We start from the raw sequence: 16951 nt of genomic DNA, 5'->3' as shown, positions 1-16951 counted from the left end.
CAGTTCAGGCGGTCTCGCCGAGGCCCACGTCAGCGACTTTGCGGCAGGCGTATTCGGTGACAAAACCGTCGTCGGATGTCACCTTTTCAACGATAAAGCCGGCATTGGCGATCATCTTTTCCAGTATCCAGCCGAAGGTGCTGTATTCGTCCCGGATATGCGTTTCGACTTCCGCCGTGAATTTCCCTCCGGCCACCGCGGCAAACCGGGCAATCCATGCGTCGATTTTGCCGGCATAGTGCCGGGGGTCGAACTGGAAAACCACATCGTGGATATACAGCTGCCCGCCCGTTTTCATCATCCCGTTCATGCGCAATAAGGCGATCTGCTTCCAGAAATCGGGCAAGTGGTGAAAGGCGGCCTTCGTTATCACCAGGTCCGCCGCCTCGCCACCATGGTCATAGGTCAGAAAGCCCGCTTTTACGAAGGTGATGTTCCGGGTGTTCCGGTCCGCTTTCGCCCGTGCCCGCTCAAGCATGGCGTGTGAGACGTCGACGGCATAGACCGTCTTGAACATGGCTGCCGCCAACAATGCCGTGGCGCCGGTCCCGCACCCCAGATCTATGACGGTCTTATCCGTCGGGTCGCGAAGGTCGAGGAACTCCAGCATGCCCCGGAACTCTTTCCCATAGTCGCGGAACTGCTGATGCTGTTCGTCATACGCTTCAGCCTGCTCGACCTGCGAGTAATCAACCCCACAATGCCGGAACTCGTCGTACTGCCAGCTTCGCATCTTCGTTTTCCTTCCTGCCGTATTGTTCGGGGGGGGCGTCACTGCAGCCGGACGCTCGTCTCCCCCTGGGCGACCACCTCGACCGACAGCCGGTCGTTTTGCACCGTCGCCTCGCCGAGCGACAGCGCCGTTACGGCACCGGTCAGGTTCAGGTGGTCGGCCAGGCGCACGGCGGTGAGCGCTGCGCAGGCCTTTCCGCGGGCCTTCTCCAACTGCTCGACGACGGCGGCGTCGAGCTTCGTCTTGATGGTGCTGCGAATGCTGCTGCTGAACAGCCAGCTCCCCGCGCTGATCAGCAAGCCGGCGTGCCGGGTATCGAAATCGACCTCTTCGAAGGTCAGGGTATTGTGCTGCGGGTTGTACACCGGCTTGGCCAGGATCGTCAGCTCACCGTCGAAATCGCCGGTCGCGGTGAGGGTGATCACCAAGCGGCCCTCCTCGCCCTTGAGGCTGAAGCTTTTGACGGTAATCTTCCGCTCGTCGCCGAAGGTCTTGTCGATCAGCACGGGGTTCAGCGCCGTGACGAGATCGGCGAAATAGATGTCGCTGGCGAGCTGGAGATGAAACTGCCGGTCGAAGGAGGGGAGGAGCTGCAGCGGCGGCAGCGGCGCCGCCGGTGCTGCCGTCGGTTCCGGGCCGACGGTGATCTCGGCGCCGGTAATGACGCCGAGGGAGAGCTGGATCCGGTTGTTCGCCGCCAAGAGCGGGCTCATGACGATCTTTTCCGGGGTCAGCTTCAGCCAGGCGCTGAATTCCTTGCTCACCAGCGTCGGGGTAAACGCCCGCTGCCAGAGCGGCGCGACCTTGGCCCGGAGCTGGACGGCGTCGTTGACCTTGGCGTCGATGAGCGGCTCGAGCAGCCGCTGGACCGGCTGGGTGATGCTCTCGACCATGCTTTTCGGATTCAGCGACAGCGGTCCGAGACTGAATTTGTCGGCGAGGTTGTCCGACAGGCCGGTGTAGTACAGCTCGGTCCTGAGGCGCCAGTCCGGAGTGACGCCGATCCGCGCCTTGAACCTGAGTCCCGCCCGGAGCGGATAGCTCTCGTAGAACGAGTAGCCGAAGGTTAGCTGCACCGGCAGGGTGAAATAGACGAAATTGTCGGCTGCCGCTACGGCCACCGGGCCGGTCCGGAGCACGGTGACCGAGGTCCCCAGTGCACCCTGGCCCTTGTAGAGCTGTTGGGGGAGCGAGCGGTTGATGATGGCGGCGAGATCGGCGGCGGAAGCCTCCACGCTCAGGTTGAGCGACGAGGGGGGGACGGCTGCGGCGGCGCAGAGGGGGCTGAGCGCCAGAAGCAGAACAACGATGACAAACCGGGACATAATGGCGAGATCCTCCTTCGGTTTGATACTGGGATGGATTCTGCCAGAAATTCCGGGGCAGGTATAGCCCCTTGTCGCCAATCCCTGTCCCGCAACCTCTTCAGGATTTCCGCCTGAATCCCGGATCTTTCCTGGCCGACTTGAGGAAGCGGCCAAAGTCCTTATCCTTCTGCCGCTTCTCCAGATACGACAGATCGTGGAACTCCGCCTCGTTGCGGAGTTTGAGAAAGTTCCGGTAGTGTCCCTGCGGGAGGCTGCCGTCCGCGACGGCCCGCAAAACGGCGCAGCCCGGTTCGTTGGCGTGGGCGCAGTCGGCATATTTGCAGTGCGCCGCCAGGGCATAGATGTCGGCAAAGCTGTCGCCCAGCCCCTCCTCGGCCCCCAGGATGCCGAATTCCCGCATCCCCGGGTTATCGATCAGCATCGCCCCGTTGTCGAGGCGCACGAGTTCGCGGCGCACCGTCGTATGGCGCCCCTCGCCCGTCCCGCTCACCCCGCCGGTTTCCAGGTGCTGCCGGCCGAGCAGCCGGTTGATCAGGGTGCTCTTGCCGACCCCCGATGAACCGAGCAGGCAGTAAGTTTTTCCCGGTTGCAGCATGTCGCGCACCGTCTCGACCCCGGCGCCGGTGACGTTGCTCAGGGCGATCACCGCCGCGGTTATCCCGGCATTGCCGATGTCGTCTCTCAGCTGCTGGAGCGTTACGGGGGTGACCAGATCGGTTTTCGTCAGCAATACCACGGGAGCTACCCGCCCGTTTCTGACCATCACCAGGTAGCGCTCGAGCCGGTTGACGTTGAAGTCGAACTGGCAGGACTGGACGATCAGGGCCACGTCGATATTCGCCGCGATCATCTGGTGTTCGATGGTGTCGCCCGCTGCCTTGCGGCGGAGAAACGACCGCCGGGGGATGACGTCGTGGATGATGCCGAAGCGGTCCGCGCTGTCGTGCTGCACGCACACCCAATCGCCGACGCAGGGGAAATCGACCGACTGCTCGGTCATGAAGAGGAACCGGCCGGCAAGCCGGGCGCGGAATTCCCCGGATTCATCCATCACCAGTAGCTGCTCGCGGTCCACGGCAACGACCCGGGCAACGCGGTGCCCGGTCAGGCCCTTTTCCTCTGCCTGGGCCGCAAACCATTCATCCCAGCCGAGGTGCTGCAGATGCGCAATAGTGGGGGGCATGTGAGATACCTCGAAGCTGCGTGGTTTTATGTTACTACGAAGTGCATTGACTATCCGACATAACATCCCCCTCCTTTGACGGGAGGGGGCAAGGGGGAGGGTGTCGAGTAGTCAGGTTTCGCCTTTGTACGTGTAGCCTTCTCAGCGCGGCATCAGCGCGAACACGCCCCAGCCCAGGTATTCCCGCGTGTAAGCGGCGTAGCGCCCGGGTTCCGAGGTCAATTGAGCCCGAACCTCCTGCGCCAGCTCGTCGTCGGGATTGGCTGCAAGCCAGCGGCGCATGGTGAGCCACTTGGCCGCCTCGTATCGGTCCCAGCTGTCCTGGTCTGCCAGAACCATTTCGACGACGTCGTAGCCGAGGTGGCCGAACGACGCGATAAGTTCCGGAAGCGGGAGGAAGTCGGCGATTGAGCCGGCAAGGCACCCCCTGGCGACCTCTTCTGTCGGCGGTAGCTGCCGCCAGTAGGGCTCGCCGATGAGGATGATCCCTCCGGGGCGGAGGCTCCGCGCCAGAAGCTCGATGGTGCCGGCGACCCCCCCGCCGATCCACGTGGCCCCGACACAGGCTGCCACGCCGACCTTGTCGGCAGCGACGTAGCCAGCGGCATCGCCATGGATGAACGTGACTTGATCGGCGACGCCGAGTTCTTCAGCGCGGAGTTTCGCTTGCCCGGTGAACAACTGGCTCATGTCGATGCCGGTGCCGATGACACCGTAATCGCGAGCCCAGGTGCACAGCATCTCCCCCGAACCGCTGCCGAGGTCGAGCACGCGGGTTCCCCTTTCCAGCCGCAGCGCCGCGCCGAGCGTGGCGAGCTTTTCGGGTGTTAGTGGGTTATGAATGCGATGAGCACTTTCGGTGATGTTGAAGATCCGTGGAATGTCCAATGCGGGAAATCTCCTTGTGGTGTGAGTAGAGCGGTCACGGCGTAACAGCTCGGAAGATCACCTGACAAGCTTTCGGTCAGATGGTTATGAAGGCTTTTGCCAATTTATTGCATCACAGGGCTTTTTAGCTCATGAATCGACAGATAATTGCTTACCTCGATAGTAGGCAGCTCGACGGGTTTTGCTTTGATCAACACGGTTTCTTGCCGCATCTTGAAGGTTTTTGCTGAAAAAAGACCTTGGTTGCTTCGATCCGGAGTCTTTCGTTGCGGCTGCCATTCCGACAAAAGAAAGTTTACCTTGTGGTCTGCCAACGGTACGGCGCCCAGCAGAATATAGCTGTTTTGCGCCTTTGACACGGCATTGATGTAATCCCAAGGGGGGCCAAAAGAGACAAACGATGACTTCTCATAGCCATTATCGTCAATTAAAAGCGCAAATGCATTTACAGGTCTATCAGATAACTGATTTAAATAACGAAATGCTAAAACGCCATCGCCAGTGATTCCTGTAATGACGAAATCGTTGTTGTTTCCCCTCAAAATCATCGTCGGGACATTTAGCATGCCCACAGAGTATTGATGGCCCCATGAGACGTCCCCATGCCCAGTTAATCTTGCTACGGCTACGGCAGCTGTTACCTTGGCCCCAGAGCCGATCACATTCGTGGCAACCATGACAAAGCCGCCTTTCCCGTCACCAACTACACCTTCCGCTCGAATTAAAGAGGTTTCTTCATCTTTATAGGTCCTTGCCCAGAGCGGGTTGCCATGCGGATCAGCTACAAACAAACCTAGTGAGTCTTTGCCATTAAACATGATCGCCAATTGACGGTCGGATAATTCAGTCAGGCGGAACTGATGAATTTCCATGCCGTTGGAGAGTCCATAGTAATACCCCCAAAGATAGTCGCCCTGCTTTGACAGCTTGAACAGTAACGGATCCTTTCCTTCTTGATATCCGGAAAATATGTAGCCGCCATCCGAGGCCTGAATCACGTTGTAAAGGGAAAAATCCGTATTACTAAGATATTGAATTGTCCGTGCCCATTGTACGTTGCCTGACGTGTCCGTTTTGATGATGAGAGGGTACAGGGGCTTGTCTGGGTATTTCATAGGCGTGGCAAGCACGCTTTTGCTCAGCCCCACCAGTAGAAAGCCGCCATCCGATGTAGCAACAGCATAGAGGGCATGGTCAGGACCACTTCCGTCATAGATTTTTGCCCACACAATTTGCTGGTCGGGAGATATCCTAACTGCCAGGTAGTCGGTAGTATTACCGAAGCTCGCGATGGATTCGCCGAAAATCAGACATGAACCGTCCGGCGTGCACGTGATGCTCGTCCCGGCGTCCCGTCCCTTTCCGCCAATCGCAAATGATTTAAGAACTCCCCCCGATTGTTTGGTTCGTTCTGTCAATCGTGGGTTTTTCAGGATTATATCGCTTACGGTTTGAGGCATTGATGCACAACCTGATAGGAGCATGAAGCCTACCAGCACTGATTTCAGGAGATTTAATACGCTTCTGTTCATGGTATTCCCCAATTTTGAAGCGATTCTATGGCTCAGATTTCATAACGGGGCTGAGGGTGAGACAATCAAGGAGACAAAGACAATCAAGGGGGACGCACATAAATTTATAAGTTACTTCCTGCATCCTCCAAAGCTTTGCTCAGAAAATCATCAAGACGCCACCCTCTCTCGGCAGCGAACCTTTCCCCACGGAAACATCTTTAAGGGTCAGGTCTACATTCTACATAAAGTGTGGAATGTAGACCTGACCCTCCAGTTGCTCCTTTCTTTTCTATTTGCAGTGTACTAACTATGTTTTCGTATGGAAGCTCTGACTGCAAATATGTTGTATACTTATCAAATGGAAGTTTAGCTATGTCTAGTTGTTCAACTTCTTTTCCAATGAAGTATCCAACGATAGATTTCCAAATAAATTCTAACATTAATTCATCTTCAGGATAACCAACAGTAAGCATATAGAAATATTTAACTGGAACAACACTTCTAAAATAAGGATATATTCCAACAGAAATGAAAGCTCAGGGGGGTCAGGTCTTGAAATATCACTTTTCCAACTCTTTTCCTCAAAATCTTATATTTCAAGACTTGACCCCCATGTTGCAGTCAAAAGGCGACGCATGACGGTGGCGACGGGAACAGTTCCGGTCTGTAGCAGCAAGTGGAAATGGTTTGGGATCAAAGCCCATGCATAGCACCGCGTCGAGGTTTCGGCGAGGATCGTCCCCATCCGCAAGACAAAATCATCCCTGTCCGAGTCATCGGTGAAAATTTCACGGCGCTCAATGCCGCGACAAATGATGTGGTGGAGCGTGCCAGCTCCATCGATCCGAGCCTGACGGGGCATCTCTTTTCATCCTTCTTGCTTCAATAGAAACTTATAAATTTATGGGCGTCCCCCTAGATTCCCGTCCCCCTAGATTCCGCCTTGTTCGCCTATTAGTTACTTTTTCTTTTAGACTTTCTCCACTCGTCCCACCGAGTGCTGACTTCAGCAACAGCACTCCATTGCAAAAGACCAATTACACCTGCTACCAGCGTACCTAAAACCGTACCATTTGGTTTAATGAGCCACGACAGCAATGAAAGAGGCAATCCCGTAATGGTGAGCCAAAGATGAGTGCTAACTCCAAATTCGCCATGAGTGGTGAAAATGGCTCCATACAATGCAATGCAGAGCAAGAGTAAGGACCATACGCCATATATCAATATTACTTTTCTTGTTTTTGTCATCATTTTCCAACGGCTCGGCAGGTGACCCGAATCGCCCGGTCGGTTTTCCGGGCGGGGCGGTGTCCACCTGTCTGGTTGAACATGTCTCACTCGAACCACGCCCTAATGGCAGACGATAACGCTCCGAGTTCCTTTGCATTTCTCGTGACCCAAGAAATTCCTCGTTTCAGCAATGCTTCTTTTTTGGGGCCTTTGGCTTCTGGAAGCTCATCGAGGATTTCCTCAAGTTGATTACGCTCGTCTTGCGACACTCCTCGGCGTTTCAATTCTGGATGTATGCTATTGTAGTCTCCGAACTGAAGACTTGAACTCGTGACATCGCCAATAACTCCAGAGAATGTTCCTATGTTGCGAAAGCATTCCGGGGGTCAAGTCTTGAAATATCACTTTTTCGCATTAATCACTTTGCTGACTGTAGTGTAATGGATGTCCAGCGCCCGGGCGATGTCCGTAAGCGTGTAGCCGTGCTGACCGTGGGCGATCCGAATGAGGCGGTTACGCTCCTGCCTGGGCAATGTGCCGCCCGCCGGAAACATCTCGGCAAGGGCAGGTCGACCCGCATACCGCTGATGTCGCGGAATCTCCTTGATCGCCCCCTTCCCGCCGAGTCGCTCCCGCACCTGCGCCACAAACGCCTCCGTACCGAGAATGACCTGCCCGCACAGTTTTTCCCAGGGTGATTCCGGTTGCTCCGTGGCCACCCGATTGGGTATTTCTCCTAGATTCAGGTTGAAAGCTTCAACTGAATAATCTTTACCTCTTAAGTAAAACTCCACAGGCAATGGCATCAGCTATGGCAATAAATGCCGACAGTAGGTTTCCTATGAGAAAATAGTTGTTAGACACGTTCTTATCATGTTCGTCATGCAATCGAGTCCCAAGTTTCAGTGCTCCGAACATTACAAGAACAGTCGAGTACCCACCTGTCAGGCCGCAAAAAATAACAAGTCGCTCCAATATGCCTTTAAAAGTTTCAACATCAGGTTTTTTGATCGCCGACGTGTTAGCCACCGACTTACGAAGAGTCATAAAAATTAAAATCGCCAAGATCTCGCCAACAATGAATATAACTGGATAAACAAAGAATTGTCTCATATATCCTCTCTGTAGGAGACTGTCCGGCAGAGAAGCTCCTTTACTGTTACGTACTCCTCGATTTGCAGTGTTTTTCTGCGCTTCCATATTTGCGACTTTGTCTTTCCAAAGCGTGTCGCGACGACAGCATCATTATTCCAAATGAGTTCACGGATCAATTCGTAATCTTTTCCTTTCCAGTGTCCTGATAGCAACTCCAGTAGCCGAAAGAGCATGTCGAGATCATCAGTGTAAGGCAGGTTAGGCATATTTAATTGAAATCGCTTTTTCCCCCGCTGTTTTTTAGTCAACATTTCTCTTGCAGTGACAAGACCGGTACCCATCATTCCATGAGCTATCAGCGGGTTTATTGGAGTGTCGATTTCACCATAGACAATAACGTAACGGAGCTTAAAAGCTGGATGAACCGTCAGGAGGCGGTCTTCCAAAAATAAAATCGAATCAACAGTACTCTTAAGAGATCCCGCGATCCCCTGAAACTCATCACCTAAAGTAATTGTATAGGGAGACAGCAAACCGCCCTTATGAGCGGCGTTGCACTCCGCAACAATCCTCGTGAACTCATGCATAAGGTCGTTGCCGTCGAATGACCTGCTACGAATGACATCAGCCATGACGATGTAATGTTGGGACATATGAGTGTATCCTTGTTTGTTTCATTTTTTGTGAAAAATAACAGACAATTCAAAATATATGAACCAAAATTTTGGACTACATGTGAAGTGGCAAAGTAAGCACTGACTCCCTATTGAGGGTTCACGCGTGCGCATGAACCGCTCATCCCCCAAATGGAACATTTCTCCAGATGGCCGACGGCCTCAACCCACTCATCCCGCCCCCCTAAACATCCTCTCATCCTCATACCACACAACCCCCGCCCGGCAAAGCCGTTTCGCTTCCAAAAAACATTAAAATCAAAAGGTTACTAAATGTAGTAACCTGTCGGTGATTTCGGGGCGGTGTGCTGCAAAATCTGAAAATGGACTGCCATGGGCCGGGGCCGCCATGGGCTGGTTTCGGGTCCCCTCTTGCCGCTGAAATCTGGCCCCATGATTTTATTTACAACTGCACCTATTCGTGGGGGCAAAATTTTACTATCGTTTCATTGAGGTCACGAAGCTGCCGGTCCCCGACATTCAAAAGCACAGTCCGGACAGAACCTTTACACCCTGCTCTATCTCGGCTACGGTCATTCCGCCGAAACCGAGCAGCAGGCTTGTCGGGACGGGCTTGCCTGTGGCGCAGGTAGCGCTGAACGGAAACAGATTGATTCCCTGGTGCGTGGCGCGCTGAAGGATTGCGGCTTCACCCGGATTCTTTTCGCGCAGGAGTAAAACCACATGAAGGCCGGCACCCTGGCCAACGATGGTGGCCCTGTCGCCGAAAGAGCGCTCGACGGCCTGGAGCAGGGCATCATGCTTTTTCTTGTACACCGTGCGCATGCGCCGGACATGGCGCTCCCAGTATCCCAACTCTATGAACCGCGCCATGGTTTTCTGTTCGAGCAGCGAAACGGTGGAAAAATAATCACGGTACAGGGCGTGAAATGGGGCGAGCAGCAGGCGAGGCAGCACCATGTAGCTCAGGCGCAGGGCCGGAGAGAGAATCTTGGAAAATGTCCCCGTGTAGATGATGTTCCCGTCGGGGCGCAACCCCTGCAGCGAGGGGATCGGTTTGCCGTGGTAGCGGAGCTCGCTGTCGTAATCGTCTTCGATGATCAGCTTCCCGCCCGCCTGGGCCCAATCGATCAGGTTCAGCCGGTTGGCGATGGGCATCACGCAGCCCAGGGGGAGCTGGTGGGAAGGGGTGACATAGGCAATGGTGCTGTCGCTGGCTCGTAGCGCTTCCAGGTCGATTCCGCTCGCTCCGACGGCAATCGGCACGATGCGGAACATATGGTTCCGGAAGACCGCGCGCGGCAGGTGGTACCCGGGATCTTCGACCGCCACCGATGAATGGCTCTCTTGCAGCAGCTGGGCGACGATCTCCAGCCCCTGTTGCAGTCCGGAGCAGATGACGATCTGTTCCGGTTCGCAGATGACGCCCCGGGAACGCTCCAGGTACTGGCGGATGGCGCTGCGTAATCCCCAGTCTCCCTGGGGATCGCCGTAGTGGGTGAGCTCGCGGGAACACCCGCGGAGGCATTCCAGAAAGCAGGCCCGCCACCGTGCCGCAGGAAAGCTTGCCGGGTCGAGCCGGGCAGGATGGAAATCATAGGTGCAGTGTGGCGATATTCGTGGGGGACGGCTCTGTTGGGAAGGTTTATCGGCCGGTGCGTGAGGCGCGACCTCATGATCGAGCGCCGAGACAAAATAGCCGCTCCGCTCTTTGCTGTAAATGTAGCCTTCCGCGGCCAGCTCCTGGTAGGCGCCATCCACCGTATTGCGGCTGGTCGACAGTTCGGCGGCCAGGTCCCTGACGGACGGGAGCCTGGTATGGGCAGGCAGTTTACCCGACAGCACCTGCGCCCTGATCTGTTGGTAGAGCTGCTTGTATAAAGGAACCGTGTCGGTATGATTCAGGATGAACATGAGAATTTCCAATCACAGCCCATGGCTGTACAACCGCTCGACATAGAGGAGAAAACGCACATGATTCCCGAAAAACTGCTCGAAATTCTGAAACAGGATGGTGTCGTGGCCATCGCCACCTTGGGCCAGGACGGGCCCCATCTGGTCAACACCTGGAACAGTTACGTCCGGATATCCGCCGAAGGCCGGTTGCTGATTCCTGCCGGTTACATGCACCGTACCGAAGCGAACGTCGCTTTTAACCCCGAAGTCCTGATTACCGTGGGAAGCAGCAAGGTGCAGGGGTTGCACGGCCCGGGCGCCGGTTTTCTGATCAGGGGCACAGCGTCCTTCGTAACCTCCGGGCCGGATTTTGAGCTGCTGAAGTCGAAATTCGACTGGCTGCGCGCCACCCTGGCCGTTACGCCCGATTCGATAACGCAAACCTGGTAGCTCGGAAAGCGGCGGCAGGGAGTTTTGTTCTATCTCCCATCCTCATACCACAACACTGCCGTCTGACAAAGGCGTTTCACGCGTAAAAAACATGAAAATCAAAAGGTTACTCAATGTAGTAGCCTGTCGGCATTAGGGCCGATGGGCGGCGCAGTTTAAATATGGGATCGCGTTATTAAACGTTCCTTCCGGCCGCAAAAAAAGGCCGTCCCTTGCGGAACGGCCCTGGTAATGCCGGAGGCTCTCGCCCCCGGTCGGGGCACGAAGCGGCTAATTGCTCCATGGCGTGACGTTGTTCCAGCCCTGATCGGTACCGCTGCCGGTATCCGTTTCGTGACAGCTTATCTGGTAATTGCTGTTGTCGCCGCCATAGTAGTAGCCCGGTATCCGCCCGCTTCCGGATGCAAATAAATAGCTGTAAGTAGTGGTACAGGTCGGGCTGGAGGTTGCCATGCCGTAACATCCGCGCTCATCACCGGACCCGTCGCCGGTAATTGCCGCCGCGGGATTATTGGCAACCCGCCCTTTGTGCTTGCCGTCCAGGCAGTTGGTTACCATGAGGCGCGGCAAGGTTGCGTTGGAATGGGGACTGTGACATTTCGAACAGGTATAGTTGTGCTTGACGGCCCCGCCGGCAGTCTTCCAGCCCTTCACCGCTTCATGGATGCGGTCCTTGCTCTTCCAGGTGTGGTTCGTGCCGTTGGTCAGGCTGCTCCGGGTGTGGCATCCGACGCACAGCCCCGCGGCCGTGCTGATGTTGCTGAAAGCGAGGTTGCTTACCGCCCCTCCCCGGAGATCCGCCGTGAAGGTGTTCTGGTCAATCTGGAACTTGATCCCCTCTTTGCCGAAATCGGTCCGGATGGTCCCGGAAGCATTGGTGGCCGGCGCCACGTCCTCTTTGTAGGGCGAGGTGAGCCAGGTACCCTTGAGCAACGGTACCGCATACTGCTGCTTGGCCCCCAGGGTCGGACTGACGCCGTGCGGGTCGTGACACGGGGTGCAGAGGCCGTTAATGGTCGACATCGGGGTGCCGGTAAGGGGCGACGAGGCGCCGAAGTGGCCGCCGCTTACCGCGTGCAATCTCTTGTACGGATATCGCCGCTCGGCGCCGGCGGTGGTGTACCCCTTGTATGCCGGCACATCCCAGTAGCCGGTGATCGCCTGGCTGGCGCCAAAGGTGGCGCCGTATCCCCAGGGGGTCGTCCCTGCCGCCGCTGTCAGGTGACAGTCGAGGCACAGGCTGCCGCCCGGGTTGAGCCGGTTCTTGCCGGCTACCGAACCGGTGGTGTAAGGCTGGTAGGTAACACTATAGCCGCCTCTGCCCGCCAGCGTATCCTTGAGAATTCCCCCCTTGTTGCGGCCGGTGGCGCTTGAGTAGCGGCTGGTGATGCCGGAAACGCCCGAACCGTGGGAGTTGTGGCAGTCGAAGCACTCGATATTGACGGCGCCACTACTGTTGGTGATCGTGCCGTCCACGCCGCTGGTGGTATCCCAGCCCCGGCTGTTGGCGGCGGCGTTGCCGTGGGCCGAAAATGCCTTGGTGATCTTCTTTTTCGCGGTGTTGGGCCACGAGGCCGAGGTGTATTTGCCCCAGGTCGTGGTGCCGCTTTGCGCGTACCGGGACGCAACGCTGCTTCCGTCCCAGGCATAGGCTTTGGGGGTCTTGCCGTCGCCGAACGGCTGGGTCGCGTTGTTCTGGTCGCTATGGCAGCCCAGGCAGTGGCTGGTGATGTTGCGGACGCCGGCGCGGTTGACGCTGGAGGTGTAGTGGTACTGGATCGCCGTTGTTCCCGGCGTATAGGTTGTCGGTCTCGTGCCGGCACCGTAAATGACGAGATCCACCGCCGAGCCGGGCGCCGCCGTGCCGCCATGGTAGAGCGGATTGATGCTGCCGTCGCTGTTTGCTTCCCAGTGGCACTGGTAGCAGGCGGCGTCGGTGAGGGTCCCCTGGATGTGGTGCGATCCGCCGCCGAGTTGGGCCGCGACCGCCGTCCGGTTGCCCTGGGCTACGGAGTGGCAGCCGAGACACGACGTGCTTCCCCATTGGGCGCCGGTTGAGCCATGGCAGGAGATGGCGCTGCAGGAACCGCCGGCCGTATTGAAGACATAGCTGAAGGATACGCCGCTCCCCTGGGCGACATCGTAACTCTTGTTGACGTGGTTGGCGGGGTTGCTGATGGTCGTGCCGTCCGCGGTGGTGTTCGCGTGGCATTTGTTGCAGCTGTAAGCTGCATGGGCCGCGTGCCGGTTGGCTTTGGGGGAGCCGTTTGCATAGGCCGGCGGAGTGCCGTGGCAGGCATTGCAGGCCAGGGGGCCGGCGGTCCCCCAGGTGACCGTCGTGTTTGCCGGGATGCTGCCGGTGGCCACGGAGGTGCCGTTGCTGTGGCAGTAGGTATTCGAACAGGTGCCGTAGATATTGTTCTGGCTGGGGAGATACTCGTTGACCGAGCCGCTGTAGGTGCCGGCCGCGACATTGTGCGGATCATGGAGGGAAACCGCAAGATCCCGCTTCCCCGCGCTGGTGGCGTGGGCAAAGGGCTTTACTTCGGCCAGGTGATCGGCATGACACGTTCCGCAGTTGGCCGGACCGGGGTAATAGGTGTCGTGCCTGGCATGACTGCCGGCATCGAGCGTGGCCGGCGGCGCTTCGTGGCAGCGGTTGCAGTCGGTGGGGCTGGTGAAAGCGCTGCTCCCCCAGGGTGGCGTGGTCTTTTCGAAGTGGCAGTTGACGTTGGCGCAGGTCCCCCATGCCGGGGTGCTGCTCTGGGCAAAGGAGGTCCCCCGGCTGTAAGCCCCGGTTGCCGGGGAGGAGTTGATGTTGCCGGCCATGTCGATCGAGCCGTTGCGGTGACTGGGAAGGTAGGCGTTGTTGCCGTGGCAGACGGTGCAGCTGTCGCCCGTGGCCGCATTGCTCAGGTGCGTCCGATGATTTCCCGGGAACCCGCCGGTGGAGATGTTCCGGAAGGTACTGTCTTGCGGCCGGTAATCGCCGGACACCATCGTGCCGTGACATGCGTAACACTGAATCCCCGCCCGGGCAGTGCCGACCATTATCAGAACCTGAAGGGCGCTGAGAACAATTACCAGCGGCAATCGTCCGTGCGCTATTTGCTCATTGCGACACATGCCCACCTCGAAATCCGATGTCATGTTCAATAACGGCAAAACTACGCCAAACAGCCAGGTAACAGCAGAGAAAATCAATACTCTGCCAGGATAAGCGGTCGATTGTCGGGATGTGACTTGATTAAATGTTGTGTGATAACGGGCCGTTTTAGGCGATTGATGCTAAAACACGCGATAAATCGGCTAGATGGCCGTAATTGACGGAGCAAATTGAAGGCCAATAAATGAAAGGCTGGTCCGGCGGCAAGGGAAATTCCCGAAAAGGTGGCGCATGACAGGTGGGCGTTTCAGCGGTCCTGGTTCGTCTCCGCCCGCAAAAAAGCCGTCCCTGGCGGAACGGCTCGTCGTGCGGCATGGTGCGTCGACTTCACAGGAACGTTTCCGGCTCTTTCCGTTCCCGGCAGTTCGCGCTCAGCATCTCCGCCACCTGCTGCAGGCGCGGGTTATCCATCAGCCGTGCCGCGGGGGCGCAGCTTTTGACGCAGGCGCAGCATTTGATGCAGCGTTCCGCGTCGGTGGTCACCGTCTCCCCCAGGGTAATCGCCGCGGTCGGGCAGGCTGCGACGCACACGCCGCAGCGGACGCAGCTCGCCTCCCGGGTGAGCGGGGCGATGCCGGCCAAACCCGGCCACTCCTTGTAAGGGAAAGTGCCCGGCACCGGGAGGAGGGGCCATTCGGCGGCCGGCCCCAGCCGGCGCAGCTTCTCCCGCGCTGCCGTGCCGAACTCCTCGGCCAGTTGCAGATCGGCCGCGTCGGGCCGGCCGGCCGCAATCGGGGTGGCGGCGCCGGAGTAGGAATGCTCGCCGATGAAGGCCCCGGCGGCAATCGGCGCGAAGCCGATCTCCCGGGCGACGTCCCGCAGTTCGAGGAGGGCGTCTTCGTAGGCTCGGTTGCCGTACACGGCGACGATCACTGCCGGGGTGCCGTTGCCGCTGATCCGTCGCAGCCGGGAGATCGCTTCGGCCGGCAGCCGCCCGCCGTAGACCGGGGCGCCGATGATCGCCAGCCCGCCGATCACGGCCGCCGGTTGCCACGTGCCGGAGGGAGGGGTCAGGTCGATCCGGTCGCTTTCGGCAGCGCCGATGCCCCGGGCGATGGCCTCGACGATCTTTCTGGTCGTGTGGGTTGGCGAGAAGTAGAGCTGGGTGGTGCGGTCGATATCCATTGGTAATCCCTCGTTTCCACATTGGAAACATATGATATCTCCTCCGGAGTTTCCGGATGGACAGTAGTTACTCCCCCTCCCCAGCCCTCCTCCATCAAGGGGGAGGAAATTGCCGAGTAGCCAGGTTTCGCCTTTGCAAATGCGCACTCAGCGCGAAAAATCGCCGGTCCGCCCGCCGGCCAGCCGGACGAGATCTGCCGGTGCCAGCTCCAGGGTCCGGTCGGGGCGCCCGCTGCCGCAGTAAACCGTCGGCCGGATCGCCAGCACGTCGTCATCGACGAGAATGATCGTCTCCTGCCGCAGCGGCAGCGGCGAGACGCTCCCCGGTTCGACACCGAGCAGCGCCATGACCTCCGCCGGCGCCAGCGGGGCCAGGTCGCGCCGGTTGATGCCGAGCAGCGCCGCCAGGTGGGGGTAATCGACCCGCCGCGTCCCCCGGAGCGCTGCCAGCACAACCTCGCCGCTGCGGGTGCGGAACGCCACCGTCTTGACGATCCGCCCGGTGTCGAAGCTCAGGTTCCGCTCCGCCTCCTCGATGGTCCGCGTTGCCGGGTGGGTGTGAAGGACGAACGGCACGCCGCTCTCCCCGACGAGTGCCAGCAGCCGGTCGAAAGCCGTCGGCTTACCATCCCCGGCAGCTACGGCATGGTGCGCGGTCTGGGGCAGCGTCATTGCCGGCGCAGGTAGCGGGCCTTCAGGTTGGTGGGGATCATCCACTCGGCCAGAGTCCGCTTCGGCAGGGCCTTCTTCAGCTCCGCGGCAATCGCCTCCGCATCCTGCGAGCCGGCCGCCAGTTCGCGCGCCTTGGCGTCGAAGAGGAGCAGGTACGCCTTCATCTCGCGCAGGTCCTTCTTGGTGGAGAGCGGCCCGTGCCCCGGGACGATCCGCTCCACGTCCATCGCCAGCAGGTCGTCGAGGGTTTTGGTCCAGCCGGGGAGGTCGCTGTCGGCCAGGTAGGGGTGGAAGTCGGTGAAGAGGATGTCGCCGCTGAAGAGCAGCTTTTTCGCCGGCAGATAGACCACTAGGCTCCCCGGCGTGTGGGAAGGGGCGGTGCGGATCAGCTCCACCGTTTCGCCCCCCAGGTCGATGGTCATCCGCTCGCTGAAGGTGAGGGCCGGATAGACGATCTCCGTCCCGACCATGGCAGCGGGCGTCATGCCATAGTTGCCGATGTTTTTCAGGGTCGCCGCGCCGATCTTCTCCAGCAGGGCGCGGTCCGCCTGGTGGGAGACGATCACCGCCCCCTGACGGGCGAAGACGCAGTTGCCGAAGGCATGGTCCAGATGGGTATGGGTATTGACCACATACTTGATCGGCTTGTCGGACACCTTGCGGATATCGGCCAGAAACCGTTCCCCTTCCTTGGCGGAGATCAGGGTATCGACCACCAGGATGCCGTCCCGGCCGATAACGATCCCGGCGTTGGCGGCGAAGCTGTTGGCCGGCGAAGCGTCCTGCGCGCCGACGTAGGCATAGACGTTGTCCGCCAGCCTGGTCAGCTCCGCGTGCCCCGGGATGGCGGCGCCGATGAGAGCTACCAGGGCGAAGAGGGCGGTAACGACGAATTTTTTCATGCGTTCCTCCTGGGTTGCTATGGGATGGTCAGGCTGGGGTTACGCAAAACCGCGATCTGTAGGGGTTGGAAAACCCTTGACCCGCACGGGGGCGTTTCTCTGCCCCGGTCGGCACCCAAGAGCCTCGAATTTCT

15 protein-coding genes are annotated in these 16951 nt (G+C 58.4%); 1 reads left to right on the top strand and 14 read right to left on the bottom strand.

The features are described from left to right. Positions 1 to 4: 4 nt before the first annotated feature. From QMN23_RS14805 to QMN23_RS14760, 10 genes are all read right to left on the bottom strand, one after another. Positions 5 to 733: a class I SAM-dependent methyltransferase gene (locus tag QMN23_RS14805; RefSeq protein ID WP_282000103.1), complete on the bottom strand. Its 729-nt coding sequence runs from the start codon at positions 731 to 733 to the stop codon at positions 5 to 7. 38 nt (positions 734 to 771) lie between these two features. Then, positions 772 to 2058 carry a DUF4403 family protein gene (locus QMN23_RS14800; RefSeq protein WP_282000102.1) on the bottom strand — a complete coding sequence of 429 codons (1287 nt, stop codon included), beginning with the start codon at positions 2056 to 2058 and terminating at the stop codon, positions 772 to 774. Between the two features lie 100 nt (positions 2059 to 2158). Next, positions 2159 to 3244, bottom strand: a complete 1086-nt coding sequence (rsgA, locus tag QMN23_RS14795) for a ribosome small subunit-dependent GTPase A (RefSeq protein ID WP_282000101.1) — start codon at positions 3242 to 3244, stop codon at positions 2159 to 2161. A 141-nt stretch (positions 3245 to 3385) separates the two neighbouring features. Continuing rightward, complete coding sequence (locus QMN23_RS14790) at positions 3386 to 4132, bottom strand: SAM-dependent methyltransferase (protein ID WP_282000100.1); 747 nt, start codon at positions 4130 to 4132, stop codon at positions 3386 to 3388. Between the two features lie 104 nt (positions 4133 to 4236). After that, positions 4237 to 5664, bottom strand: coding sequence for a hypothetical protein (locus tag QMN23_RS14785; protein ID WP_282000099.1), 1428 nt, complete (start codon positions 5662 to 5664; stop codon positions 4237 to 4239). 571 nt (positions 5665 to 6235) lie between these two features. Beyond that, positions 6236 to 6508 (bottom strand): transposase, encoded by a 273-nt coding sequence (locus tag QMN23_RS14780; protein ID WP_282000098.1) that lies wholly within the window; start codon positions 6506 to 6508, stop codon positions 6236 to 6238. 769 nt (positions 6509 to 7277) lie between these two features. After that, positions 7278 to 7595, bottom strand: coding sequence for a hypothetical protein (locus QMN23_RS14775; RefSeq protein ID WP_282000097.1), 318 nt, complete (start codon positions 7593 to 7595; stop codon positions 7278 to 7280). A 52-nt stretch (positions 7596 to 7647) separates the two neighbouring features. Continuing rightward, positions 7648 to 7989, bottom strand: a complete 342-nt coding sequence (locus QMN23_RS14770) for a hypothetical protein (RefSeq protein WP_282000096.1) — start codon at positions 7987 to 7989, stop codon at positions 7648 to 7650. Then, positions 7986 to 8624, bottom strand: coding sequence for a SatD family protein (locus tag QMN23_RS14765; protein WP_282000095.1), 639 nt, complete (start codon positions 8622 to 8624; stop codon positions 7986 to 7988). Before QMN23_RS14765 ends, QMN23_RS14770 begins: the two co-directional genes overlap by 4 nt. A gap of 501 nt (positions 8625 to 9125) precedes the next feature. After that, the gene (locus QMN23_RS14760; RefSeq protein ID WP_282000094.1) at positions 9126 to 10520 is read right to left on the bottom strand and encodes a PLP-dependent aminotransferase family protein; all 1395 of its coding nucleotides are present in this window, start codon (positions 10518 to 10520) and stop codon (positions 9126 to 9128) included. Between the two features lie 60 nt (positions 10521 to 10580). On the opposite strand from QMN23_RS14760, the gene QMN23_RS14755 reads away from it, so the two are divergent. Then, on the top strand, positions 10581 to 10952 hold the full coding sequence (locus tag QMN23_RS14755; protein ID WP_348835282.1) for a pyridoxamine 5'-phosphate oxidase family protein: 372 nt from the start codon (positions 10581 to 10583) through the stop codon (positions 10950 to 10952). Between the two features lie 270 nt (positions 10953 to 11222). On the opposite strand, the gene QMN23_RS14750 is transcribed toward QMN23_RS14755, so the two are convergent. From QMN23_RS14750 to QMN23_RS14735, 4 genes are all read right to left on the bottom strand, one after another. Further along, a complete protein-coding gene (locus QMN23_RS14750) occupies positions 11223 to 14003 on the bottom strand; it encodes a CxxxxCH/CxxCH domain c-type cytochrome (RefSeq protein WP_282000092.1) in 2781 nt (926 codons plus the stop codon). 442 nt (positions 14004 to 14445) lie between these two features. Next, complete coding sequence (locus tag QMN23_RS14745) at positions 14446 to 15243, bottom strand: 4Fe-4S binding protein (protein WP_282000091.1); 798 nt, start codon at positions 15241 to 15243, stop codon at positions 14446 to 14448. Between the two features lie 147 nt (positions 15244 to 15390). Then, positions 15391 to 15915 (bottom strand): aminoacyl-tRNA deacylase, encoded by a 525-nt coding sequence (locus tag QMN23_RS14740; protein ID WP_282000090.1) that lies wholly within the window; start codon positions 15913 to 15915, stop codon positions 15391 to 15393. Beyond that, on the bottom strand, positions 15912 to 16817 hold the full coding sequence (locus tag QMN23_RS14735; RefSeq protein WP_282000089.1) for an MBL fold metallo-hydrolase: 906 nt from the start codon (positions 16815 to 16817) through the stop codon (positions 15912 to 15914). The genes QMN23_RS14740 and QMN23_RS14735 overlap by 4 nt, the downstream gene beginning before the upstream one ends. Positions 16818 to 16951 lie beyond the last annotated feature (134 nt).

Source organism: Geotalea uraniireducens (assembly GCF_027943965.1).
Classification (GTDB): Bacteria; Desulfobacterota; Desulfuromonadia; order Geobacterales; family Geobacteraceae; genus Geobacter; species Geobacter uraniireducens.
The sequence above is the reverse complement of the archived record's forward strand: the minus strand, read 5'-3'. Positions and strand labels throughout refer to the sequence as shown.